The 25194-nt window shown below is 39.6% G+C and carries 22 protein-coding genes and 1 tRNA gene; 15 read left to right on the top strand and 8 right to left on the bottom strand.

Going from position 1 to position 25194, the window contains the following annotated elements:
* Positions 1–27: 27 nt before the first annotated feature.
* Both ABEG20_RS04305 and ABEG20_RS04300 read left to right on the top strand, forming a co-directional pair.
* Positions 28–1080, top strand: a complete 1053-nt coding sequence (locus ABEG20_RS04305; RefSeq protein ID WP_406826156.1) for a sensor histidine kinase — start codon at positions 28–30, stop codon at positions 1078–1080.
* Positions 1077–1778 carry a LytR/AlgR family response regulator transcription factor gene (locus tag ABEG20_RS04300; RefSeq protein ID WP_406826155.1) on the top strand — a complete coding sequence of 234 codons (702 nt, stop codon included), beginning with the start codon at positions 1077–1079 and terminating at the stop codon, positions 1776–1778. Before ABEG20_RS04305 ends, ABEG20_RS04300 begins: the two co-directional genes overlap by 4 nt.
* Positions 1779–1910: 132 nt before the next feature.
* Here ABEG20_RS04300 and ABEG20_RS04295 read toward each other — a convergent pair whose 3' ends face one another.
* Positions 1911–4475 carry an MASE3 domain-containing protein gene (locus tag ABEG20_RS04295; RefSeq protein WP_406826154.1) on the bottom strand — a complete coding sequence of 855 codons (2565 nt, stop codon included), beginning with the start codon at positions 4473–4475 and terminating at the stop codon, positions 1911–1913.
* Between the two features lie 292 nt (positions 4476–4767).
* Here ABEG20_RS04295 and ABEG20_RS04290 point away from each other — a divergent pair, with 292 nt between their 5' ends.
* The 3 genes from ABEG20_RS04290 to ABEG20_RS04280 all read left to right on the top strand — a co-directional run bounded on the left by ABEG20_RS04290 (position 4768) and on the right by ABEG20_RS04280 (position 7588).
* The gene (locus ABEG20_RS04290; protein WP_406826153.1) at positions 4768–5061 is read left to right on the top strand and encodes a hypothetical protein; all 294 of its coding nucleotides are present in this window, start codon (positions 4768–4770) and stop codon (positions 5059–5061) included.
* A 184-nt stretch (positions 5062–5245) separates the two neighbouring features.
* Positions 5246–5938: a DUF421 domain-containing protein gene (locus ABEG20_RS04285; protein ID WP_406826152.1), complete on the top strand. Its 693-nt coding sequence runs from the start codon at positions 5246–5248 to the stop codon at positions 5936–5938.
* Between the two features lie 174 nt (positions 5939–6112).
* Complete coding sequence (locus ABEG20_RS04280; protein ID WP_406826151.1) at positions 6113–7588, top strand: ArnT family glycosyltransferase; 1476 nt, start codon at positions 6113–6115, stop codon at positions 7586–7588.
* A 347-nt stretch (positions 7589–7935) separates the two neighbouring features.
* Here ABEG20_RS04280 and ABEG20_RS04275 read toward each other — a convergent pair whose 3' ends face one another.
* Positions 7936–8817: an NAD(P)H-binding protein gene (locus ABEG20_RS04275; RefSeq protein WP_406826150.1), complete on the bottom strand. Its 882-nt coding sequence runs from the start codon at positions 8815–8817 to the stop codon at positions 7936–7938.
* Between the two features lie 6 nt (positions 8818–8823).
* Positions 8824–9264, bottom strand: coding sequence for a nuclear transport factor 2 family protein (locus tag ABEG20_RS04270; protein WP_406826149.1), 441 nt, complete (start codon positions 9262–9264; stop codon positions 8824–8826).
* Between the two features lie 118 nt (positions 9265–9382).
* Here ABEG20_RS04270 and ABEG20_RS04265 point away from each other — a divergent pair, with 118 nt between their 5' ends.
* Positions 9383–9766 carry a winged helix-turn-helix transcriptional regulator gene (locus tag ABEG20_RS04265; protein ID WP_406826148.1) on the top strand — a complete coding sequence of 128 codons (384 nt, stop codon included), beginning with the start codon at positions 9383–9385 and terminating at the stop codon, positions 9764–9766.
* Between the two features lie 328 nt (positions 9767–10094).
* Complete coding sequence (locus tag ABEG20_RS04260; protein WP_406826147.1) at positions 10095–10496, top strand: hypothetical protein; 402 nt, start codon at positions 10095–10097, stop codon at positions 10494–10496.
* Positions 10497–10795: 299 nt separating this feature from the next.
* On the opposite strand, the gene ABEG20_RS04255 is transcribed toward ABEG20_RS04260, so the two are convergent.
* Positions 10796–10869 (bottom strand) — tRNA-Ile (locus ABEG20_RS04255).
* A 227-nt stretch (positions 10870–11096) separates the two neighbouring features.
* On the opposite strand from ABEG20_RS04255, the gene ABEG20_RS04250 reads away from it, so the two are divergent.
* Both ABEG20_RS04250 and ABEG20_RS04245 read left to right on the top strand, forming a co-directional pair.
* Positions 11097–13190, top strand: a complete 2094-nt coding sequence (locus ABEG20_RS04250) for an HRDC domain-containing protein (protein WP_406826146.1) — start codon at positions 11097–11099, stop codon at positions 13188–13190.
* Positions 13191–13266: 76 nt separating this feature from the next.
* Positions 13267–14535 (top strand): Hsp70 family protein, encoded by a 1269-nt coding sequence (locus ABEG20_RS04245; RefSeq protein ID WP_406826145.1) that lies wholly within the window; start codon positions 13267–13269, stop codon positions 14533–14535.
* Between the two features lie 771 nt (positions 14536–15306).
* Here ABEG20_RS04245 and ABEG20_RS04240 read toward each other — a convergent pair.
* The 3 genes from ABEG20_RS04240 to ABEG20_RS04230 form a co-directional block, all read right to left on the bottom strand.
* On the bottom strand, positions 15307–16083 hold the full coding sequence (locus ABEG20_RS04240) for a helix-turn-helix domain-containing protein (RefSeq protein WP_406826144.1): 777 nt from the start codon (positions 16081–16083) through the stop codon (positions 15307–15309).
* A 281-nt stretch (positions 16084–16364) separates the two neighbouring features.
* Complete coding sequence (locus ABEG20_RS04235) at positions 16365–16562, bottom strand: cold-shock protein (RefSeq protein ID WP_406826143.1); 198 nt, start codon at positions 16560–16562, stop codon at positions 16365–16367.
* 4 nt (positions 16563–16566) lie between these two features.
* On the bottom strand, positions 16567–16755 hold the full coding sequence (locus tag ABEG20_RS04230) for a cold-shock protein (protein WP_406826142.1): 189 nt from the start codon (positions 16753–16755) through the stop codon (positions 16567–16569).
* A gap of 679 nt (positions 16756–17434) precedes the next feature.
* Here ABEG20_RS04230 and ABEG20_RS04225 point away from each other — a divergent pair.
* The 3 genes from ABEG20_RS04225 (at position 17435) to ABEG20_RS04215 (ending at position 21285) form a co-directional block, all read left to right on the top strand.
* Positions 17435–20146 carry a PQQ-dependent sugar dehydrogenase gene (locus ABEG20_RS04225; protein WP_406826141.1) on the top strand — a complete coding sequence of 904 codons (2712 nt, stop codon included), beginning with the start codon at positions 17435–17437 and terminating at the stop codon, positions 20144–20146.
* Between the two features lie 174 nt (positions 20147–20320).
* Entirely contained in the window at positions 20321–20956 is a 636-nt protein-coding gene (locus tag ABEG20_RS04220; protein WP_406826140.1) for an HAD family hydrolase, read from the top strand.
* A gap of 8 nt (positions 20957–20964) precedes the next feature.
* Positions 20965–21285, top strand: coding sequence for an Mpo1-like protein (locus tag ABEG20_RS04215; protein ID WP_406826139.1), 321 nt, complete (start codon positions 20965–20967; stop codon positions 21283–21285).
* 372 nt (positions 21286–21657) lie between these two features.
* Here the strand turns inward: ABEG20_RS04215 and ABEG20_RS04210 are convergent, their stop codons facing one another.
* Positions 21658–22842: a proline dehydrogenase family protein gene (locus tag ABEG20_RS04210; RefSeq protein ID WP_406826138.1), complete on the bottom strand. Its 1185-nt coding sequence runs from the start codon at positions 22840–22842 to the stop codon at positions 21658–21660.
* Positions 22843–22936: 94 nt separating this feature from the next.
* Between ABEG20_RS04210 and ABEG20_RS04205 the strand changes: the two genes are divergently transcribed.
* From ABEG20_RS04205 to ABEG20_RS04195, 3 genes are read left to right on the top strand one after another with little or no spacing between them, the layout of a single operon-like run.
* Entirely contained in the window at positions 22937–23143 is a 207-nt protein-coding gene (locus ABEG20_RS04205; RefSeq protein ID WP_090497219.1) for an RNA-binding S4 domain-containing protein, read from the top strand.
* Positions 23143–24198, top strand: a complete 1056-nt coding sequence (aroB, locus tag ABEG20_RS04200; protein ID WP_406826137.1) for a 3-dehydroquinate synthase — start codon at positions 23143–23145, stop codon at positions 24196–24198. Before ABEG20_RS04205 ends, aroB begins: the two co-directional genes overlap by 1 nt.
* 1 nt (position 24199) lies before the next feature.
* Entirely contained in the window at positions 24200–25162 is a 963-nt protein-coding gene (locus tag ABEG20_RS04195) for a sterol desaturase family protein (RefSeq protein ID WP_406826136.1), read from the top strand.
* Positions 25163–25194 lie beyond the last annotated feature (32 nt).

Genomic DNA, 25194 nt, shown 5'->3' with positions numbered 1-25194 from the left:
AGCTTTTTAGTAATACCTTTACATACTGTGCGTAAAATATCAAAACAAAAACTAAGAAGGGAAATCAGCTACCAAACCGGACTCTGGGTCGCCTTATTTGTGTTTGGAATATTCCGTAATTACGGTGAGCTTGAACAGCCTGATTTCCGGGAAATATTTTACTATGATATATGCCACTGGATCTTCCAGATTATCGGTGCCAACTGGATTTACTTCTTTCTGATCCGCAGATTTTTTGAAGCTAAAAAGTATTTTCATTTTACCCTGTATTTTATTGCCGGCATGTACATTTTAGGCACCCTAAACCGTATTTTCATTGTGTATGCTACCGAACCTTTATTTGCAAACTATCCTCAGGAAAGCATTTTCGATATCCTAACTGATGTTAAACACCTTATATTTTACTATATTCTACCTATCATTTCCGGATCTTTCATTTTTGTTTCGATGATGTTTATGCTTCGGTACAGAGATGAAAAGCAGTATGCCCTGCAGCTTCAGAAAGAGAAATCGGAGCTTGAATTGAAGGCCCTGAAGGCACAGCTGAATCCACATTTCCTGTTTAACACGCTGAACAATATATATGCTTTATCCATCACCGGTTCGGCTGCCGTATCCCAATCCATCAGCCGGCTTTCTGATATCCTGGATTACATTCTTTACCACGGACAAAAAGAAATGGTCTCCGTTTCAACAGAACTCAAAATTGTTAAGGATTACATCGCCCTTGAAATGCTGCGCTATGACGAACGCCTTACACTTGAAATGAAGGAAAAAGTAGAATTTCCAGGTCTCATTCCGCCTTTGCTATATCTTTCTTTTGTGGAAAATGCTTTTAAACATGGTGCCGAAAAAACAAGCGGCACCGTCACCATCAGAATTTCGATTGAAACCGATGCAAATAATGTGCATTTTAAGGTAGAAAATCAGTTTTCCGGGAAATGCCAGGAAGCAGGGCACGGAATAGGATTAGAAAACATCAGTAGGCAACTTGATCTCTATTACCCGAATCAATATTCATTGGAAATAAGACAGGAAAATAACTGGTTTAAGGTAGCATTAATAACCCCGATAACATGACAATTAACTGTATAGTGATAGACGATGAACCCTTGGCCATCAGGCTTTTGGAAAATCATATCGCAAAGATAGCGGAAATAAAGCTGGTGGCTACAGCAACAAATGCTTTGGAAGCTCATCGAATTTTACAAACACAGGAAGTGGATCTGCTGTTTCTGGACATCCAGATGCCGGATCTGAACGGCATAGAATTTTTGAGGTCGCTGAATAAAAAACCAGCTACGATTTTCACCACCGCTTACCGCGAATTTGCCATTGAAGGCTTTGAACTTGAAGCAGTAGACTACCTGCTTAAACCCATCACTTTCGAACGCTTTTTTAAATCTGTAGACAGGATACTGAGAAATGTAAAAAAGGAAAGCGAAGATGATTTTGTAATTTTTAAGTCAGCCGGATTCAGCCGGAAGCTTTTGCTGAAAGATATTATGTATTTTGAAAGCATCGGAAACGATATCCAGGTCGTACTTCAGGATGAACTTATTATGGTTCCTAAAATGTCGGTTTCCGAACTTGCAACTCATCTTCAGCACAAAGGATTTTTAAGGATTCACCGCTCATTTATGATCAATCAGAACCGGGTAAAGGCCATTAGCAATCATGAAGTACTAGTCGGTAAAACATCCATTCCGGTGGGTAGAAGCTTCCGGGAGGCATTCGATAACTTTTCCAGGCAGTTTTCGGCAAAACGGCTGTTTTAACTTTTTGATTATTCCTTTAAACTGTGTGATAGAAAAATATATGCATAGCTTGTTTTTCACATCAGCGAACCGAAAACTGATGTAAGCTAAGCCTGGTAAAAAAATTAGTCAGTTGAAGTATTGATTACAGGCTTAATCATTATTGGTTTCCTGCAACCAACGTTTGGCCTCCTCCATATCATAAAAAAAGCGAACGTTGGCTTTACCGTCTGATACGTCGAAACTTTTCTGCGCAGCAAGTTGGGAAAAAATACTTGGAGAAAAGATCCAGGCAAAATCCTGAAGACCGGCTTCAATCATCATCGGAAACCAAACCTTTCCTGCCCAGTCTGATGCCTCCGACCAGTTACCAAGTACTTCCCGGTTATCATTGAGTACCTTTTTAAGTCCCGATGACTTCAGCAAAGCGATCATCTGAAGCCCCCCGTTTTGCACACTTCTAAAATTCTGATGTCCGGTCCAGTTCGCTTCCATCCATTTTTGCTGGTCATTACAATTAATAGTGAGGTATTCATTGCTATAGTTCAGTCCTTTAACAATTGAACCTTTTATAACCGATGTTTCACTCAATGGAATTCGAATATAAACTGTGGTTCCTACTCCCAGCGCACTTTCAATCCAGAATGTACCCTGATGCGCTTTAATAATTTCGGAGGAAATAAAAAGCCCTAAGCCAAGTCCGCCAAAGCGCTCCGCAGCATTATCTGATCGGTAATAACGGTCGAAAAGTTTTTCAAGCTCCCGGCTATCAATACCTATACCATGATCTTCGACAGCAATAATAATCGATTCCTGTTCAATTTTGAACGTAACATCCACCACATTCGCATTAGGGGAGTATTTAACCGCGTTACTGAGTAAATTATCGATTACCTGTTCCATCCTGAAACGATCCGCATAAATATTAATATGTTCAGTTTCATTGAAGATGATCTGGTGGGTAGTAACGCTTAGCTGAAGGTTTTCGCAGCATTCCTGCAACAGCTCATTAAGGTTGAAAACGGATTTGTTAAACTGGAGTTTACCTGCATTGATCTTGCTCACATCCAGCAAATCATTAATCAGCCTTTCCAGTTTCGTGGTACTCATATCTACTTTTTGCAGATAAGATTTTACTCTATCGAGATCGTTGGTCCTGGCAAGCAGTTGATTAAATGCCTTAATACTGGTTAACGGGGTTTTTAATTCATGCGAAGCGATGGAAATAAATTCATCACGCTGCTCCTGTCCCTTCTTTTGCAGGTCTATGTTGGTATTCGAGCCAATCCACAACATGACCTCACCATTTTCAAGAATAGGCACAGCCCGTCCCAAATGCCAGAGATACTGACCATCTGCCATTTTCAATCTAAACTGAACCTGGTATTCTGTACCATTCCTGAGCGAAAGCGTCCACACCCGGTTACATTCCTGCAAGTCATCAGGATGGACGTAGTGTTGCCAGCCAATACCAAAAGGGGAATCCGGATCAAGTGCAAAATCCCGTATGATTACGCCGTTGATATAATCAATTTTACCGTCAGCCCTGGCTGTCCATACCTGTTGTGGAAGGGTATCAAGAAGCTTTGATAGATGGAGTTTCTCCTTCCTGACGATCGTAATATCCCTAAAAATAACCAAAAGCCTGACCTCAGCAACATTATCGAAGATTTCGGGAATGACCTGAAATGAGTAATAATGGCGGCTATCCTGCATGCCCACTTCCAATTCTCCAGCGATATTTTTTCTGATCAGGAGTGCCTGTTTCAATTCGCCCCATATTCTTTTGCTCAACGATTGAACATTAGAATCAGCGAACTGCGGAAGCTTACTGATATCCTGATTGATATAAATGCAATCCAGGTTTTCATCAAAACGCATGATCACATCTGGAAGATTCTCGGCCAAAGTCTTGTATTCTGTTTCGCTGGCTTTAAGCTCACGAAAAATACTGGCCATGGGTTTCTCAAAAGCCATTTTCACATTGGCCTTGTAAATAAGAAAAAAAGAAATCAGTTTGCCATAGTGACCCCATTCATTTAACTGGCCGTAATTTGATGTGTAAGTAGCAAAGCAGCACTCACTTAGGACAGCAACTATAAGTGAACCTGAAAGAAGCTGGTAGGTTTTCCGATCGAAATTAGCCCTTCTGCTGTAAAGCAAGAATAAGCTGATTAAGAGTAGTAAAATAATGATGTACTCGGTTACAATCTTGAAAAGGGTTTGACCAGCTCCAGGTACAAAACAAACCGGGAATACTTTCCATAACAAAATGCTTGCAGCAATGAGTGAAGACACCCCGAGATATAAGAGAAAAAGCAACTCGGTATTAATTTTTCGTTTGCGCCCGATCATTAGAAAACCACCAAGAAAGATCACCGCTTCCATACCACGTGTTGCCACCCAGAACTGGTTGGCCGGATATCCGGGTAACGGAATGATATTCATCCCTTTAAAGCTCAATGTATGTAACAAATCCAGCGCACCGATGAACAAATAGGAAATACCAACAACATGCAGGTATTTGTTATCCTGCATTTTCCTGGAATTCCAGGCCACAATAAACACTGCGAAAGCGATTACAATGGAAAAAAGTTCAACCAAAGTATGGAAAAGTATGTAACCGTACCTTTTGCTATAAACAAAAACCAGCATCAGGCAAATAATAGCAAATGCAGTACGATAATAACGGCTGAAAAGAGAGTTGAGGTTTTGCAAGGATACAATTAATATAACAGCAAATATATAGTTTTAAGGAATGTATGAAAAATTGTTTCTTGCCCTAATTTTTTCATGAGATACGATAGTTTTTAAAGAACCTTTCATCATTGTTTATGGATAGCCAGGTGCTAAAACAATCAGCTGACTGCTTTCTTATTTATATAATTGCCAAAAGTGTTATTTAAAGTACGATTGCCAGGACAGCGTTTTAAGTAAACTGAATTTCTTAACCCACCAACATCTGCTAACTTAACTTTTCTTAAAAAAACAAACTATCGAACTGGTTTTGATGTTAACCTACAATAGAGAAATTATGGAAAACGACAAAAATAAAAAAGAGCAGCAAGAAGAAAGCCTAACTGATCAGGAGCAACTTGCCCAGGCCGCCTTGGGAAACACCGAAGCCATTCAGTCCTCTACAGACAACAACACCGATATACTGAGCATACCCGAGATCTCCGGCACCGGAAGCAATCCATCGTCTGCGGCACCGCATTCGCTCATTGTACACGAAGATGAAAACGGAGAAAAAAAGTATGAAGAAGGTAGCAGCGAAACTTCTAACAATGAAAAAGAAGAGTAGCGGTATTTCTGTCCCAATCAAATATTTCAATGACCAGATCTAAAGGCCACGGAGTATAGCTGTTAGGAGAAAATAGCCGTATCTCCTAGTATTCCCCCAACGTTGCCAATCGTTAATTACTTCAGCTGAAAGCGGGCTCCAGGTGTTTCGTTGAACTGACTCATAACAAAAATTAAATCTCGATATGCAGGATATAGACTGGACCAAAATAATGGTAGGTGAAGAAGAGTGGGGATTTCTGATCGAGATTGCCATACGTACCATATTGATGTACTTTATCATACTGATTGGGCTAAGGCTTCTTGGCAAGCGCGGTGTAGGACAGTTATCGGTATTTGAGATGGTAGTCATCATCAGCCTGGGCTCTGCAGCCGGAGATCCGATGTTCTATAAAGAAATCGGGCTCATGGTACCGTTAGCTATTTTCGCGATCATTGTAGGAGCCTACAGGCTAACTACCTACTTAATGGCTAAAAGCAAACGATTTGATGACCTCGTTGAAGGCAAAGCTACCTACATCATTGAAGAAGGCATGTTCTCTGTTCAGGAATTCCGGAAGGAAGCCCTTGCCCAGGATGAATTCTTTTCAGAACTTCGGCAACAGGGTGTGTCTCATCTGGGCCAGGTTAAAACGGCCATACTGGAAACATCAGGCTGTGTGAGCATCTTCTTTTTTTCAGATGAAGAGGTGCAGCCAGGCCTGCCGATTATGCCCAAAGAATTCGCCCTCGCCGCAAAAATAGTAGATCATGACGGACTTTATGCCTGTAGCTTCTGCGGAAAAGTTCAACACGTCAGTAAAGGACAAAAAACCGGCTGCACCAATTGTAAACGCGATGAATGGGTAAAAGCAGATGACAGGCCAAGGATAGCTTAGAAAGTAAACTAATTGATTACTTCGATGTTATAATAACTATGAACCTGCAGCACCGAAATCACCACGCTACCCAATTTTCCTTTATCAATGGATAATATTCCCTGTAAGCAAGATTTATCAGGCAGCATTCGGCGACCCCATCTCTTCATTATATGCTTCGGAATCTTAAAATTTTTGATCCATTTAATTGCATTAAATGACTATGGCTATCATGCTGATGAGATTTATTACGTTGAACTTGGAAAGGAATGGCACTGGGGTTTCGCCGATATCTCACCATTTGTAACCTGGATGGCACATATTTCAAAGCTGATTTTTGGTTCCTCTTTAATCGGGTACCGAATCCTGCCCTGCCTTTTCTCTGCGGCATCAGTCGTGATGACCGGTTATATCACTCACTTTTTAGGCGGAAGACGTTTAGCCATTACGATCGCCTGCTCAGCCATGATTTGTTCGCCTGCATTTTTAGCAACTTCCTACCTGTTGCAACCTGCCGTGTTTGATGAATTCTTCTGGACCCTACTTTCCTTAGCCTTAATAGCCTACCATAAAAGCCGTAAAACCGCTTTCTTATGGCTCATGGCAGTAGCCCTGGCATTTGGCATACTGAACAAATACAGCATACTGTTATTCTTCCTTACCGTATTCGCCGCCTGGCTAATCTTTGGATGGAGAACAACTGCACCCCACTGGAAGAAGCTATTACTTCCTACCCTGGTTTTCCTGCTCATTTTGGCACCACATCTCGCGTGGCAAATCGAACAAGGCTTTCCCATTTATAAATTCACTACCCAGGTGGTAAAAACGAATTTGGATATTGATCCAGGCGATTACTTCTTGCAACTATTTTTCTTTCATGGAGCATCGGTAGCTGTTTGGTCCGCAGGACTGATTTTCCTGATGACGAACCGGCAAAGTAAAGAATTCTTTTTTTTGAGCATAGCATCTTTAATGGTGCTTGCGGTATTATCCGTGTTAAAAGGTAAGCTGTATTACGGACTAGGCCTCTTTCCCCTGCTATTTGCTAACGGTGGATATTGCTGGGAGCTTATGTTAAATCACTTTAAAACTGCTTACAGAGTCATTTTCATCGGTATGCTCTATGCTTTTGCACTCCTCAGTCTTCCTGTGGTGATTCCTATATTTTCCATTACCAATAACAAATTTTATCTTTCTGAAATGGTAAGGCTAACCGGTTTTTCCCGACCGCTTCGCTATGAGGATGGCTCTTATGGTAAAATGCCACAGTTTTTCGCGGACATGACAGACTGGGAATATTTTACTGCGAAAGTAGAACACGCCAGCAGGCAACCAGGCAGATTGGGTAAAGCCAAGGTGATTTTAACAGACGATTACGCCATCGCCGGAGCCTTAAAACACTATGGCAGTGCAGAACTGCCCTTTGTAATATCGGTAAAAAACAGCTTTCTCAACCAATCGCCAAAAGGTCTGGATCAGCACACGATCATCTACCTCACTAAATCAACCAAAGCGGCCATTCAAGATGTTGCCGGTATAGTGACGCTTATTGATACCATACATTCAAACAATTCACACATTAACAGACTATATATTTATCGCCTATCCAACCTCAGCAAGGCATTTAAACATCAATATACCATGGACCGGCAGCTATTCATAGCAAAATAAGCACTATCTTCCTCCTTTTACAAATTACTTCAGCATATCGAATATCATAACTTTACACCAATTAAGAAAAAGATATGTAAAAGCTTTTCTTTCAAAACTGGCATAACTTGGAAAAAATTTCTGACTTAAGTCCTATGCGGCCAGATGCCAAATAAAATAGAATTGAGCGCCTGAAACCAGACATAAAAACCGTCTCATAGTTGCTTATCAGGCGCCGTGTTTTTTTATCAATGGACTAAAACAGGTACTCTGTGCTTTAAGAAATCTATTTTAATTTTGATGATCAAAATAGATGTTCAAAATAAAATTGTGTTCTGATTGACAGTACACTGGTTTTGCCACGTAGCCTACAACAAAGGTCTTATCTTCCTCTCTAAAAACTGCCTGAAGGTTGTAGCTGTATTTGCCTCTTCCGTTCTGGGAATTGCATATACACCATTTGGGTCACCCAACGCCCGAAATAAATCCATTAATTCGCGTTGAACAGTTTGAGTCAGTCCGTAGCTATTTAACTGTAATTTTGCCTCTTCCATAGATTGCTGCACGTAAGTGATTGGCTTACCAAGAAAAGATGACAACCGCTTAGCTGCTTCAGTTAAGGTCATATTTTCTGGCCCCATCAAATTTAGTTTTAGATATCCAGACCAGTTTTCACTGAGCAAATAGCGTGCAGCTACATCTGCAATATCATCCGTACTGATGAATGGGATGTTATGTTCTTTATCGAAAGGAAAGCTAAAAGTTCCTTCGTCTTGAATCTCCTTCACCTGTAAAATGAAATTTTCCATAAAATAACCTGGTCTCAAGGCCAATACGTTGGTATCCAATTTATCAAAAGCCGCTTCCATCTCACCACAGTAACTTACCGTACCGAGATTTTTGGTCTCACTAGCCCCTAGCGCAGAAACCAGTACAACCCTGCTAATTTTATTTTGTTGTACAGCGGCGATACCCGCATCAATTACATTTTGATACCACTCTTTCAAACTAGGCTTATTAAGCGCTGGCGGTACTAGCCAAAGCAGCGCTTCCGCACCTTTTGTAGCATCAATCACCTGTTCCATATTCCCGATGTCGGCCACTACCGGAAAACCGCCAGGGATATTCAGGTCATTCAGTCTGTTTAAATTTTGTCCCAACAACAATGGCATCACTCCACGTGAACCAATTTGTTTTGCCACCTGGCTACCAATATTGCCGGTAGCTGCCGCAATTGCAATTCTTTTCATATCCAATTAACGTTTGTCGATCAATCGATAAGCTTCTTCTCTATCCATTAATAACTGCAAGGCAGGCAGCACGTTCCAATATTCTTTATAGTAGCTGATCTTTCCATTCTCCACGCTGAAGTTGACCACATAATCCTGCTGATTTAAGGCACCAGTTGCAGGAATAACAGTTTCTCCATGAAATTCAGCCCAATAAGAATCTTTTTCCTGCAATGGATAAACGGATAAGCCGGTAAATACAATATTTGGCATACTTCCAAGAATATTATCCAAATATACCCGATACTCATCCATTGTTAAGCGCGGAGCTGCGCCTATTGATTTTGCATAAGGGTATTCTACAATAGCCTCTGGCGTAAACACGGATAAAACGCTGTTCGAATCCTTGTTAAAAGCCTCTAGCAAAAGGCTCAAAACTTGGTGTCCATTCTTATTTTCTGCTGACATAATTCATAAGTTTAAGCACAAAAGTAAAATGCACATCATATATTTGCAATAACGCACCAAGAAGTGGCATGGGCACTTTGCAGTAACAATTAGACCGATTAACGAAAGCATAAGCATTATGAACGAAAATTATTTGAAATTAAAAGAATCCTTGCTTTTAAAATCGAATTTAGATGAAAGCTGCATCCTTAATCAATCGTTAACGCTCATCGCCAATAAGTGGACTTTACTGATCCTCGTAGCCCTGATGCAAGGCAATAAACGCAGCAGCGAATTATTACGTCAAATCAACGGTATATCTCCGAAAATGCTCACTCAGACCCTCGAAATTTTAATAAGTTATGATATGGTCGTTCGGGAAGCATTTCCTGAAATCCCACCCAGGGTAGAATACCGATTGACAGAATTTGGCATGAGCACTGCAGACCCATTAATGGCCTTATTAAACTGGTCAGTATCCTGGCAATCCCAGCTTACAGAATTGTATGAAAATACCATCTAAACTTATCACATATTGACCGTTCTTATTAGCTTAAAGCAAAGGATAGGTTAATTCGAGGGATTTGGGACTATAAAAAACAGCCTGAAACCATGTCATATCAAATAACATCATTCTCAGCGGCGATTCTGCAGGTAGAAATCCAGAAAAGGGCATATCGCTGGCAAAGGAACTAAAATGTTCTGAGGCGGCATTTATTGATCTCGAAGCGGGCTTTGACCTGAGTTCTTTTAAACAAATCGACCTGATTATATCTGCCGTAGACGATCATAGTAACGTATTAAGGGAGACTGCTATCTCAAAGGGCATTCCCTGTATAGCGGTAAGTGAATTGGCTCACCAGATTTCTCCAACCGCTTTTTTAGGTTTACATAAAACGATTGCCGCACCGATAGTTTTTGCGGGTCATTGGCAAGCTGGCTTATTAAGCTTGGTGGTGAAACATTTTGCAAATAGATTTAGCCACATAGAAACCATCGAACTTGCGGGATTATATGACCCCAAAGATACCGTAGGCCCCCTGGTTGCAAACAAGGTCAAGAGTTTTGTCCGTGAGGCGCTCATTCGCCAACACGGAAATTGGCTTTATGTTCCAGCCAAAGAAAATCCAAGGACGATTAATTTGCGCGAAGGATCTTCAACGATAGGTTATCCAATTAGTACGCTGGATGTACCGAGTATAGCTGCCTTTACCAACACTAAAAATATCCGGTTTGATTTTGTGACAGGATAATGCTTAGGCAGTAAGAGCGGCATGACTGCTTCCCATGATTTATATATTCATATCGAGGGAAACTTATTGTCTGGCGAAAAAGCGACGCTTAACACTACTGTATCGGGACCTCAAGGAAATTCTCATCTAACAGCTGTTGGGGTCTATTTAATAACTGAAAAACTAATGGGGCTAAATGGGGGATCAATCGGAAATTTAATTCTCACCCAACTTTTCCGCTTGATCCTAAACCATCTATAACATTGTGATCAACCCAACAAAAAACCCCTTCAAGTTATCCTTAAAGGGGTTTAAAGCAGTGGGCCCACCTGGGCTCGAACCAGGGACCAAAAGATTATGAGTCTTCTACTCTAACCAGCTGAGCTATAGGCCCGGAAAAAAGGTTATTCCTTTTTTGCGAGTGCAATGTTACAAATTTGAATTGAAATTAGGAAAATGTTTTCGGCATTTTTTCAGAAAAAGAACAGATATAAACTCATTTTCAATCGCTTAATTTTAATTTTCATTTTGTCGTGCCTCGTTTCCCATTAAAAAATGTGGATAAAACACCCGCCCACCTACCCTCAAATCAATTTCGAATAGGTTAATTTTGTAATTGATATGAATACGCCCGACCCGGACAACCAACTTCTTTTAGATTTTTTAGCCACCACCAATCAGCCTGTTTTTTTAACCGGTAAAGCTGGAACGGGCAAAACTACCCTGCTACGCAAGATCAGGGATACCACAAAAAAGAATTTCGCCATTGTTGCACCTACCGCTGTTGCAGCCATCAATGCTGGTGGTGTAACACTCCACTCCTTTTTTCAGATTCCATTTGGTCCTTTGGTTCCGGTTGTTGATGAAAATGCAGAAACTAATTTTAAATATTCAGATGAAAAAACAAGGTTATTACGTTGCCTTGATTTATTGATTATTGATGAAATTAGTATGGTTAGGGTTGATCTGATCGATTTTATAGACCGTACCTTGAAACGTGTTAAAGGTTCTAATCGCCCCTTTGGCGGCGTTCAGGTGTTGATGATCGGCGATCTGTACCAGCTCTCCCCTATTTTTCACGATGCCTGGCATATCCTGGGCAGTTATTATTCCAGCCCATACTTTTTCGATAGCCTGATTTTCAGGTCTACACCAATGCTTACATTTACTTTAGATAAGGTTTACCGTCAATCAGACCCTGTATTTCTTGATATTTTGAACGGGATGCGCGAAAATAGTCTTGATGCTGGCCTTCTTGCCAAACTGAATGAACGTTACGACCCATCTTTAGATCAGGAATGGAAAGAGGATTATATCACCCTGACCACGCACAACCAATTGGTTAACGAAATTAACGATGGCTGTTTAGCAAAATTGCCCGGTGAAATTTTCGAATTCAATGCCGAAGTAAATGGCGATTTTCCTAAAGACGCCTATCCTACAGACGAAAAACTTCAGTTAAAATTGGGTGCGCAGGTTATCTTTATTAAAAATGATTCTTCAGGTAAAAAACAATTCTACAACGGAAAAGCGGCAAAAATTACCGCAATCAGTCAAGATTCGGTAAAGGTAACCTTCACCAATGGTGACCGTGAAATCGAAGTAGAAAAAGAAATCTGGCAGAATGTTAAATATAGCCTTAGCGATGAGGAAAATAAAATAGACGAAACCAGTACCGGATCCTTTTCACAATATCCCTTTAAACTGGCCTGGGCCATCACCGTACACAAAAGCCAGGGCTTAACTTTTGATCAGGCAATAGTGGATGTGAGCACAGCATTTACCCACGGACAGGCCTACGTGGCACTAAGCCGTTGCAGAAGCTTGGAAGGACTGATCTTAAAATCGCCCGTGGTTGCAGAAAATATCATTACCGATGCAAAGGTGATCAGTTTTACAAAGGCTGCTCACCAGGATAAACCTACCCCCGAACTGTTAGCCCGTTATACACAGCAATACACCTGGGGATTGATCCATGAGCTGTTGGATTTTTCGCTGATAGCCAAAGACTGGGATAAACTCGGCCGCTCCAGACTAATCGACAAAGACGAGCAAAATGCCTTTTTATCTATTTACGAACAGGGAAACCAGATTTTTCAGCACGAGGTTTTTAAAGTAGCCAGAAATTTCATTACAAAGGAATTTTCAAAAATGGATACGGCTAAAAATCCGGCAGATGAAAGTGCTTTTATGGAACGTTTGCAAAAAGCATCAGCCTATTTTGTTCCAAAACTGCAACAGCTCATTGCCTTAACAGCAAAAATTGTGGCCATCAACTTTTATAATGACATGCACTCTGATAAGCTGCTTACGGTATTAACTGACTGCAAAGATGCACTCCAGATCAAGCTGGCCTTATTTAAAATTTCGTGGAATCCATTTTCCATTAAAGATTATATCAACACCTTACACGCCGCAGGCAATAAACAGGCAGAGAAAAAACCAGTTAAACCGAGTATTAAACCAAAAGAAATTTCCAATCCACAGGTATATAAAAACCTGGTCGAATGGCGCAAAACCATTGCGCAGCAACGTGGAACACAGGATTATGCTGTGCTTTCTGATTTAGCCTTACTTTCCATTGCCGAAAAATTACCCAGAACGACCGATCAGCTGGCAGCACTAAAAAGCGTAGGCATTGGCAATGCCAAAGAGCTTGGCCAGCAGATTACACGCATAGTAAATGCCCATTTGGGCACCAGTGAGTTATTTTAAAAAAATTTAGTTCTTATCAATTTTTTTAATACTTTCGCAACCCCATTTTAGCCCGCCAACCACATCATAACAAACCATGAGTAAGTTTTTATATGGAATCGATTTTGGAACAACCAATTCGGCCCTGTCTATTTATGATGAAGAAAAGAAAGAAATTGTAGATACCATTTCTATTCCTTCATTAATTTATTTTACAGAAGTAAAAAGTCTTGTTGATGGCGAAAGCCATATCGTTGGCGAAAAAGCAATAGCTGCTTATTTAAGCGACGGGATGAAAGGCCGGTTTATCAAATCCATCAAACAGATCCTTTCCAGAACTACTTTTACCGAAACAAGAATTCATAATAAAAGGTATACCGCTTCTGATCTGGTTACTTTAATTCTTAAAGATTTAAAAGCTAAGGCGGATCAGATTATTGGAGAAGACTGCCACAAGGCCATTATAGGTCGCCCGGTTTTTTTTGATGATGATAATACCATGAAAGATACCCTGGCACAAACCAGGTTAAAAAAGGCAGCAGAAAGTGCAGGTTTTACCGATGTACGCTTTCAGTTTGAACCTATTGGGGCTGCTTTTGCTTACGAAAAAACTATTACCCAAAAAGAACGTGTTTTGGTAGCCGATCTGGGTGGAGGAACAACAGATTTTACTTACCTCATTCTCGATCCGGATAAGGTTGGCAGCAAAGACCGTAAAAACGATATGATTGCCTCTGGCGGCATCTATATTGGCGGCGATAGTCTGGATTCGGCTTTTATGTGGGACAGAGGAACACCATATTTTGGAAAAAACACCTTATATGAGGCCACACCCGGCAAAGTTTTAAATGTGCCCAAATCGCTTTTTGCAAATATCTGTACCTGGGATAAAATGAATTTCTTTAACGGTTTAAAAATCCAGAAAGAAATTGAGGAGTATTACTATTACTCAGGAAACGATCCTAAATTTAAAAACCTGATTACCCTGATCGAAAATAACCTGGGTTATTCCCTGTTTAGATCGATAGAGAAAACCAAGATTGAACTTTCTGAAAAACCTGATGCTACCTTTGCCTACAGCAATATGGAAATTGAGATTGATGAACACGTTTCGCTTCAGCAGTACAATTCCATCATCGAAAAAGACATCAATAGAATAGATGCCTATCTGGATCAGTTTATGGAAACATACAAAATCAACCCTTCAGATATTGACTGTTTGTTTTTAACCGGAGGAACATCAATGGTATCGGCGGTGCAACATTTGTTTAAATCGAAATTTCCGCATATTCCTTTAAACTCTGGCGATAATTTTAAAAGCGTTGCTAAAGGACTGGCTTACAGCGGCTATCTGTTTGAAAATTAATCAGCTAACTTTCGTGCTAAGTTTTTGCGGAAAATCTGCTCTACAGCATTACCATTTATTCTTTAGGAGACTGGTGAGTAGACATACTGATTTAGAGCGCAAAGTCTGTACAAAATATCAGGTTTTTTTTCGTTTTTCGGTTATGCGCTTCGTTGCCTTGCACATCATTGCTGCAGTTAATAAGCAACCGGGAACAACTGAATGCTCATTTACTGAAAAATATTTATTAAAGAGAACACAAAGCATTCCGTTCTTTTTATCTTTACATCGCTGTCCTGTAATCTGAATTAGTATAGCAGGAGAATAAATCCATATATATTTAATTTACAATTATTTATACTATTTAATAAAACAAATTTCACTCTTATTCGTACCTGAAATGGAATGGTTATTTTAAATCTCTCAGAATAGCAATTGTTGCAACTCTCCTGAATATTCTACCGGCTCAAAGCAAACGCTACCTTTTTAACAGCTTGCAATTAACTAATTGCACTGTTTTACCCTTGTAAAATAGCTATACCCTCAATTGTAAATACTAAAATACAAATACGTAATATATATAGGAATATTTCTTTTTCTTTAGGAGAAGATTTTATAATTTAGCACACATAAAATTGGTGCGGCTGAGAAAATAGAAACAGTAAGCAAAGCTTTACGCGTTAGGCGAGAAACAATTAATGTGGTGAGGTCTGGAATACCTGTTTTCTAGAAGGGATGAAATCAAGCTGATGAACATTTCTTTGGCAGACGCACCAATTTTTTCTTCCAATTTTAGCTTAGACGGCTAAATTGCAATACTGAAATGCCTTTATGCCGCTTAAAGCTGGTGCTAAAATTGGTGGTTTGTTCAAAACCCAAAAGTGCAGCTATTTCATCAATCGTGTAATCGCTATGAAGCAACAATTCTTCTGCTTCGCGCATGATGCGATCTTTGATGAGCACCGCGAAACTTTTTCCAAGCACCCGATCTAAAAATTTATTTAATTTGCCCGGACTCATGCCCATACCTTCGGCATAAAACTGAATGGATCTCTCCTGCTTATAAAATTGTTCTAAAATTGCCCGAAATCTCATTACCTGTTGTAAATCATCCAAAGTTAATGCAGCAAGATAGCCATCTAAGCCAGCTGTAAAACCCAAAAACAATGATAAATATTGTGCTAAAAAGGGCATATCTCTTTTATGATCAATTTCTTTTTTTAGCTGCTCGAGTAAACTATAAGTTTTAGTTGATTTTTGCGGATCGAGATCCCTGAAAGATAAATTTAAAAAGAGATTTTTAGCTTGCGGATCCAGATGCTGCAATAAAAATTCAGCATACAACAAACTACTAAAACTCAGCCAATAACCTGAAGTGATTTCGCCATCCAACCTAACCAAACCTTCTTCCGGAATAAAAAAAATCCGACCTTTAAGCAGGGCATAATCGCCGGAATTCATACACAAAAAGCCACTTCCCTCACATACAATCAGCATGCACATGGGGTACATTGCCTGTAAAGCACGCTCTTTGTAAAAAAAACCTTTAATTGGCTCTAGCTGTATCATAAAAATTTAAGGGTAAACAACCGTAAGACCAAATTTATGCGATTTGGTTACATGTTGCTAAAATAAATTATTACAACAAGCCATCAATCTTTAGCCGTGACGTTTAAATCATGTCCGATTAATTAAGCGGTTTATACAGACAGAACTTCTTTATCAAGGTCACTCCTTAGTTCTTAAAACCACTTTTAAGTCATCATCACTTGCGGGCCGTTGAAGCTGCTTATCTCTATATAATGATATCTTACCAATAAAATATAGCGAAGATATTCCTCAAATACGATCTAAGCCGAGAGCACGATCACCTTAGTGGCTTCAATTCCCTGTGGTGTGAATTCAATATCAAACTGAACAATGTTACTGGTTTTTATAGGGTCAACCACACCATGGGCAAAAACACTTACTTCTCTCCCTCCATTTGATGGTATGATACTTCCAATACCTTCTTCCTGATTGTAAAACTTTACTGTACCTAATCTCATAGAATTACTGAATCTTTTTAACATTAACCGCATTAGGTCCCTTTTTCCCTTGTGCCACCTCAAATTCTACCCGATCATTCTGATTTATTTTACCAGCCAAGCCAGTAACGTGAACAAAAATTTCTTCTCCGTTTTCTGTTATGATGAAACCAAATCCCTTAGATTCATTATAAAATTTTACTGTTCCCTGCATTTTTATTTAGAATTTAATCCATAAACATACAAAAAGCAAAAAAGGTTTAGCCATTAAATAGATTTTCGCACCAGATCAATAGATCAAAGCGATAAATGATGATGATTTAGCGGCAAGCTTTACAAAGCCAGCGCCAATAATTGGCATATGGAAGACTGTGGGCATTCATAAGGCATAATTCAGTAATCCTACATTTTATAGAATACTGTACTGCCAGAAAATGAATCCAATTTTATTGGGGAACCAGATTTGACGACTTATAAAAGGAGAATGATGTTTTTCAAAACTGACTAACCCTTTTTCCCGCTAAAAATCACAAAAAAAACACTAAAACCACCTAAAAGGAAAACTATTCCAAGAATCAAATTTACTTTATCGTTCATGTCGTAATATACAGATTAAAATCACGATGACAATAAGCTGACATAAAATAATCTTAAAAAACAACTTCCTGGTGTGCGATTGTTAAACGTAATTATATCTTTCTGAAGATGACAAATAAATAATTAAAATAAACAACTGAATATTAATTGATTATAAATTTAAACAGTAATAACATCATGCACCTTCCCAACATTTCATTCATATTTGATCTAATGTTCTTCGCATAAATTTTGATACAATACCACAGGCTACAAAAGTATAGCCTATATTTATTGAAAATCTTTCGACCAAATAAATGAAAACAACATTTACCCTATTGCTATCTGTCATTGCACTTATATTGATATCGGCAACTACACAAAACAAAAAAGTTTACGAAGGCAAAGCTTTCGATTTCTTTCCCAAACATAAAATAGATACGCCAGACCAGGACCGCTTTGTTAAAGTTACCCTTGCGCAGGGAGAATTTACAGAACCTACAGAAATGACGATACTCCCAAACCTGGATATTCTGGTTGCCCAGCGCCGGGGTGAGGTATTAATTTATAAAAACCAGACTAAAAAAATTAAAGAAGCGGGTAAACTGGATGTTTATTTCAAAACCAATACCCCGAATGTAAATGCAGAAGAAGGTTTATTGGGCATGGCCGCAGACCCAAAATTTGCTGTAAATAAATACATCTATCTTTTTTATAGCCCATTTGACAAATCTGTAAACCGACTTTCGAGATTTAAGTTGGTTAACGATCAGATTGTTAAGGAATCAGAAAAAATTGTGCTCGAATTCTATTCTCAACGCGAAATATGCTGCCATACCGGTGGCTCTATTGCTTTCGGATCAGATAACCTGCTTTATGTATCAACAGGCGATAACTCTACCCCATTTGATGCACCAAAACAACAATATGTGAACAAAGGCTATGCCCCGCTTGATAACAGGAAGGGATTTGAACAATATGACTCCAGAAGATCAGCTGGTAACACCAACGATTTGAGGGGAAAGATACTTAGGATCAAAGTAAATGAAGATGGCACCTACAGCATACCTGATGGCAACCTCTTCCCAAAAGAAAATCCGAAAACCAGACCTGAAATTTATGTAATGGGCAACAGAAATCCTTATCGCATTTCTGTTGATCAGAAAACCAACTTTTTATACTGGGGCGAAGTTGGCCCCGATGCCACCAACGATGATCCACTGCGGGGCCCCCGAGGTTACGATGAGGTAAACCAGGCGCGTAAAGCGGGTAATTTTGGCTGGCCCCTATTTATAGGCAATAACTATCCATACAAGGCTTATGATTATACCAATGGCGAAAACGGAAATGCATTTGATCCTGAATCGCCGATAAATAACTCCCCAAATAATACCGGCTTGGAAAAATTGCCACCCGCACAGCCGGCTTATATCTGGTATCCTTACGGCGAATCCAAAGAGTTTCCACAAGTGGGCGCTGGTGGCCGTACAGCGATGGCCGGTCCGGTATATTATGCCACAGCAAACTCACCTTACCCCGCTTATTACAACGGGAAGCTAATCATTTATGAATGGGTACGGGGATGGGTTAAAGCGGTAACCATGAATGCACAAGGTGATTATGTAAGCATGGAACCCTTTATGTCTAATGTTTCTTTAGCTGCACCTATTGACATGGAATTGGGGCCCGATGGAAAATTGTATATCCTGGAGTACGGTAAAGGCTGGTTCACCAAAAATCCTGATGCGGCAATTACCAGAATTGATTACCTGAAAGGCAACCGTCCACCAGCTATTGAAAGCCTGAACATTACAAAAACCAGTGGTTTATTGCCTTATAAAATGACGGCAACAGTTACCGCTAAAGATCCTGACGGAGATCCTTTAACTTATGTATGGAACCTGGGAAAAGGCATTACCAAAACCACCACCAGGCCAACGCTACAGTATACTTTCGCTAAAGCAGGCGAATATCAGGTAAGTGTTACCGTAACAGACAACAGTAAAGCTTCTGCAAAAAGTCAGGTGATACCGGCATATGCAGGTAACGAACACCCAACTGTAACTATAGACCTAGCTGGAAACAAGAGTTTTTACTTTCCCGATAAACCAGTGGATTATAAAGTTTTAGTAAGCGATAAAGGTGCTAAAGTGAACAATAACCGCTTATATATTTCAAATACATATACAGAAGGCACCGATTTAGCCGGCGCTCAATTGGGGCACCAGCAGGCAGCACAAACCATGATGGGTAAAGCATTGATGTTAAAATCAGATTGTAGTACCTGCCACAAAGAATCGGCTGTTTCTATTGGCCCGGCTTTTGATAAAATTGCGGCAAAATATAAAAACGACCCTAAAGCGGTTGATTACCTGGCTTCAAAAGTAATTGGCGGTAGCCATGGCGTGTGGGGAGAAGTACCAATGCCGGCACATCCTGCGATGAAAGAGGCAGAGGTAAAAAAAATTACCGAATGGATTATGACTTTAGGTAACAAAGAGGCGGTTAAAGCTTCACTGCCAACTGCAGGCAAAATCATTCCAACAGCGGCAACTGATAAGAAGAAATCAGTTTTAACTTTAAAGGCAACTTATACAGATGCAGGAGGTACAGCACTAAAAAAACCGTTAACCACCACACAAGTGATCAACCTGAGAAGTAATGTAATTGATGCAGAAGACATTAAGGATTTTGAAGGCTTTGAGCTTAGAGATATTTATGGTGGCGAAAAACTTGTTCTTACCGGCGATAATGGCTGGATAACCATTAAAAATGTTGATTTAACCGGTATTTCTGGATTCGGATTTTCTTTCCTGAACCTTGATCCTGCATCGGATGGAGAAATCGAAATCAGATTGGATGATAGTAAAGGCATGATGATCGGGAAATCTAACTTTAGAAAAAGTGTGCCGATCCAAATGATTCCGGACGGAAAAACTCATGATATTTATTTCGTATTTAAAGCGGTAAAAACAGTCGATAAAAAGAAACGAACTATTATCCAATCGATTACGGTAGCGCCTAAATAAATCTAAGATAAATTTATTTTGATGTTGCGTCATTCTTGCAAAGGCTGGAATGACGCATCTACAACGTATTAACCACCAATTAGGCACTGCGGGTTTTTTATTATAAAAATTGCTGATTTAATACCTTTCATTAATCCGGCAATAATATCTTTGCAGAAAATCCCGATGATTGCTATGCAAAACATTAAAAACATTATTTTTGATTACGGAAACGTAATATTTGATATCGATTTCAGAATTGCCCAGGCCTCCTTTCAAAAATTAGGTATTACCGATATCGAAAATTTCTTTGCGCACAAAGCGCACAACCAATTATTTGATGATTTTGAAACTGGAGCTATTTCTCCGGCAGAATTTAGGGCAGGAATAAGAAATGCCGCAGATCATCCGGAATTAACCGACCAGCAGATTGATGAGGCATGGAACAGCCTGTTAATCGGAACCATACAAGAAAACCACGATTTACTACTGGAAGTAAAAGAAAAATACCGTACTTTTTTGTTGAGCAACAACAACGAAATCCACTACGATTGGATTATTAACTACCTGAAAACAACTTTCCAGATCAATAATTACGATGCTTATTTCGAGAAAGCTTATTTTTCGCAACACATGAAACTGCGTAAACCCGATACCAATATTTTTGAGCAGGTGTTAAGGGAAAATAACCTCGACCCTGCCGAAACCCTGTTTATCGACGATAGTCCACAGCATATAGAAGGTGCTAAAAAGGTAGGACTAAACGCATTATTAATGACCGAAAAGCCGGCACAATTGGGTGCCTTTTTAAAAGCGAACGGAATTTTGTAAATTAACAGATGTCAGAAAAAAAGTTTAAGTCGCTTAAAGAGTTCTACCCATTTTATTTATCGGAACATCGCAATACCACATCGCGTATTTTACATTTTATTGGTACCGGATTAGTTTGCCTGGCTTTCTTTACCGGATTTCTTTTTCATAACTGGCATTTCTTTTTGGCTATACCTGTACTGGGTTATGGATTTGCATGGGTTGGACATTTCTTTTTTGAGAAAAATAAACCTGCTACTTTTCAATACCCGCTTTATAGTTTGGCCAGCGATTTTATCCTTTTTTATGACTTGCTAACGGGCAAACAATCTTTTGTAGTAAGGAAGTAATTTGGTTCTAGAAAGCCTTTCAACTTAAACTCGATTGAAGCGGCATCCTTTTTGGCTGTCACCCTGAGCGAAGTCGAAGGGCAGCCAAAAAGATACAGCGCAAAGCGAAGCTGCATGACCCCAAGCATTACTGCATGTTGTTTTCAAAAAAATAATGGGTCAATTATAAGGCATGAGAGATGCTGAATTGATTTCTGTCAACATATCAAAAAGAAAAATCGTCTTCTCGACTGAAGCACCGCGGAATGGAGAGATCCTATCTCGAGATAGATTTAGCTTCGCTGAGCCTTCGGGTTCTCGACTGCGTTGCACTCCGCTCGAAATGACGATCTTGCTTAACTGAAAACTGCTAATTGTCAACTGAAAACTGAACTACAGTTTTCTCCTTTTTAATTCTCTTTCAATCAAACCAAGTTCACGGCCAGTTTGCCCCGCTACTGACGTATTTTCCTGTGCTCTTCTGAACAAATAAGGCATTACCGCTTTAATCGGTCCATAAGGGACATATTTTGCCACATTATAATTCGAATCAGCAAGATTAAAACTTAAGTTATCACTCATGCCCAATAATTGGGCAAAATATACATGTGGATGGTTGTGCGTGATATTTTTTTCCTCCAAAAGGTAAGTCAACAAACGGCTGCTATCTTCATTATGCGTTCCTGCAACAATGGCAATGTCTTCAATATGATCAACGCAATAACGCAAAGATTCATTATAATCGCGGTCGGATGCTGCTTTATCAGGCTGTATCGGTGACGGATATCCCATTTCTGCAGCACGTTTACGCTCCTTTTCCATGTAAGCGCCACGCACCATTTTCACGCCCAGAATAAAACCATCCGCTTTGGCAATTAAGTGGTCGGCTTTCATGTCGGCCAGCTTATCATGACGGTACATCTGGTAAGTATTATACACAATAATCCGTTCACGGTTAAATCTACGCATCATATCCAGCGCCAATTCATCAATAGTATCTTGTATCCAGGTTTCTTCTGCATCAATCATGATTGGCACACCTCTGTCATAAGCGGTTTTACAGATCATTTCGCAACGCAGTTTCACTTTTTCATATTCCGACTGTTCTGCAGCAGTTAAAGTTTCTTTGGCATCCAGTTTCTGCAATAGCGCAAAACGGCCGATACCTGTAATTTTAAAAACCGTAATCGGAATGTTGGTATCGCCATCGGCACGCACAATGGTACGGATAATTTCGGCACAGGTTTCGTCAAAAACCTCTTCTTCTTCTTCTCCCTCCACCGAATAATCTAAAATCGTTCCAACCCCGCCTTTAGCCAATTGCTCAATGGCTTTGTTACACTCAGCAATGGTTTCGCCACCGCAAAACTGCTGAAAAATAGTTGCTTTAATGGCCCCTTGAATTGGTAAACCGATATTTAAAAAGAAGTTTGTAATGGCCGGACCAACTTTGGTGAGGAAATTATTTCCAATCATTTTAAAAAGCCAGTATGCCTTTTTTAGTTCATGGTTAGATTTTTGACGGAAAGCAATTTCGGTATTATCGAAATTGGGCAGTTTCTTATTGGATAAATCCATTTTTTACAATATAATAAGTCAGATTGGTGCAAAATTATAAAAAGCATTGGTTGTTAAAACTAAAAACCTCCAAATAATCGTATTTTTGCAGAAAATGATACAATTCAAATTAGAGGGAGAATTTATTCCGTTGATCCAGCTGTTAAAAGCAAGCGGGTTGGTTGGCAGTGGCGGTGACGCCCAGACCGTTGTTGAAGATGGTTTGGTAAAAACCAACGGCGAGGTCGAATTCCGCAAACGTTATAAGGTTAGAGTTGGCGATATTATTACTTTTGGCGAAAATAAAATAGAAATTATTTAATGGAACCACTTACCAGCGCAGGTCACACACTTTATTTCGAAAGCAATTTAGCTGCTTTAAAAACACTTTTAGCAAGCAACAAATACAGCAAGGTTTTTGTACTGGCTGATGAACATACGAGTGAAATATGCTTACCCCTTTTTCAATCCATCTTAGATTTTTCTGAATTTGACCTGATCGAAACTTCGGCAGGCGAAGAAAATAAAAATATAGATTTCTGCATTGGCATCTGGAAGACCTTACTGGATTTTGAAGCCGACCGTAAAAGCGTGATGATTAACCTCGGCGGAGGTGTAATTACCGATATGGGTGGTTTTATCGCCTCAACCTATAAGCGCGGAATCGATTTCATTAATATCCCTACCACCCTTCTTTCGCAGGTTGATGCTTCAGTTGGCGGTAAAACGGGAATTGATATCGACAACGTCAAAAACATGGTGGGTACCTTTACCCTGCCACAAATGGTTTTTATTGAAACTGCTTTTTTAAAAACACTGCCAGCGCGCGAACTTTTGTCGGGTTTTGCCGAAATGATTAAACATGGTTTAATTTATGACAAACCTTATTACGAGAAATTAAAGGCAAGCCACTATTTAACGCCGGCGGCAGAAGACATTTACCGTTCGGTAGAAATTAAAAATGAGGTGGTCACCATTGATCCGCATGAGAAAAACCTGCGTAAGATTTTAAACTTCGGACATACCATCGGTCATGCCATTGAAGGTTATTCTTTGGCAAACGACGAAAATCCGTTAACACATGGTGAAGCCATTGCCATTGGTTTTGTGTGCGAGGCAGCACTTTCAATCAACAACAGTACACTAAGCACTGAAGAATTGGAGGATATCAGCAGGTATATTTTATCGTTATACCCTAAATATCACATTAAAAAAGAAAGTTATCATACACTTTTGGATTTAATGAAAAGTGATAAAAAGAACGAAGATGGAAACATCCTCTTTTCACTTTTGGAAAACATAGGTAAATGCACGTTTAACTGCCGTGTAAGTACAACCGATATTTTAAGCAGTTTAGATTATTATAACAGTTTATAAAATGAAATATACCGGAAGTGATATTTCTGTGATCGGGCTGTTTAGCTTCGTAATCGTTTTAACCCTGGTTGAAATGTATTTTAGCTACCAGCACGACAGAAAATTATATACGAAACGCGATACCTGGACGAACATTTATTTGATGACGGCAGCCGTTTTCATTAATTTAGGTACCAAAACATTTACTTTTTTCTTACTGGCCTATTGTTACCAGTTCCGCTTATTCCAGATTAATAATGTTTGGGCCTATTGGATTGTGCTGATTTTAGCACAGGATTTTTTATACTGGTTTTTGCATACCGTGGGCCATTACGTCCGCTTTTTCTGGGCCATGCATGTTACGCATCATTCATCTGAACACTTTAACTTAACCACTGGTTTCCGTTCAACGGTTTTTGAGCCTTTGTACAGGGTTTTCTTTTACCTGCCACTGGCTTTTATGGGCTTTACGGCGGTTGATATTCTTTTTGCTTACCTGGTTACCCAAATTTATGGCAACCTGGTTCACACCCAATACAACATCAAATTCCCGAAATGGTACGAGTATATATTTGTAACCCCATCTCATCACCGGGTACACCATGCCAGCAATGTGCGCTATCTTGATAAAAATATGGGTATGGTATTAATTCTTTGGGACAGGTGGTTCGGAACCTTCCAGGCCGAATTGCCTGAGGATGTAGTGAAATACGGCTTAACCACACAACCGAAGGATACCGGCCCTGTAAATATCATTTTCCATGAGTTTATTGCTTTAACAGCCGACGTTAAAAAGGCACCAACATTCATGGATAAAGTAAAATACATTTTCAATCCGCCGGGATGGAGCCATGATGGAAGCACTAAGATTGCAAAAATTATGCAGCAGGAGTTACGTGACGAGGAAAAAAGAAAATACGAAGAACTGCAATACCAAAAAGTAAAAGGTCTTAACGATCGGGGAGAGTTAAGTTCTACAGGGTAAAAAAATAGTTATGCACTGAAAGTCTGTGTTTC

Source organism: Pedobacter sp. KACC 23697 (genome assembly GCF_045348445.1).
Lineage (GTDB): Bacteria > Bacteroidota > Bacteroidia > Sphingobacteriales > Sphingobacteriaceae > Pedobacter.
This window is presented reverse-complemented; position numbering and strand designations above follow the sequence as displayed.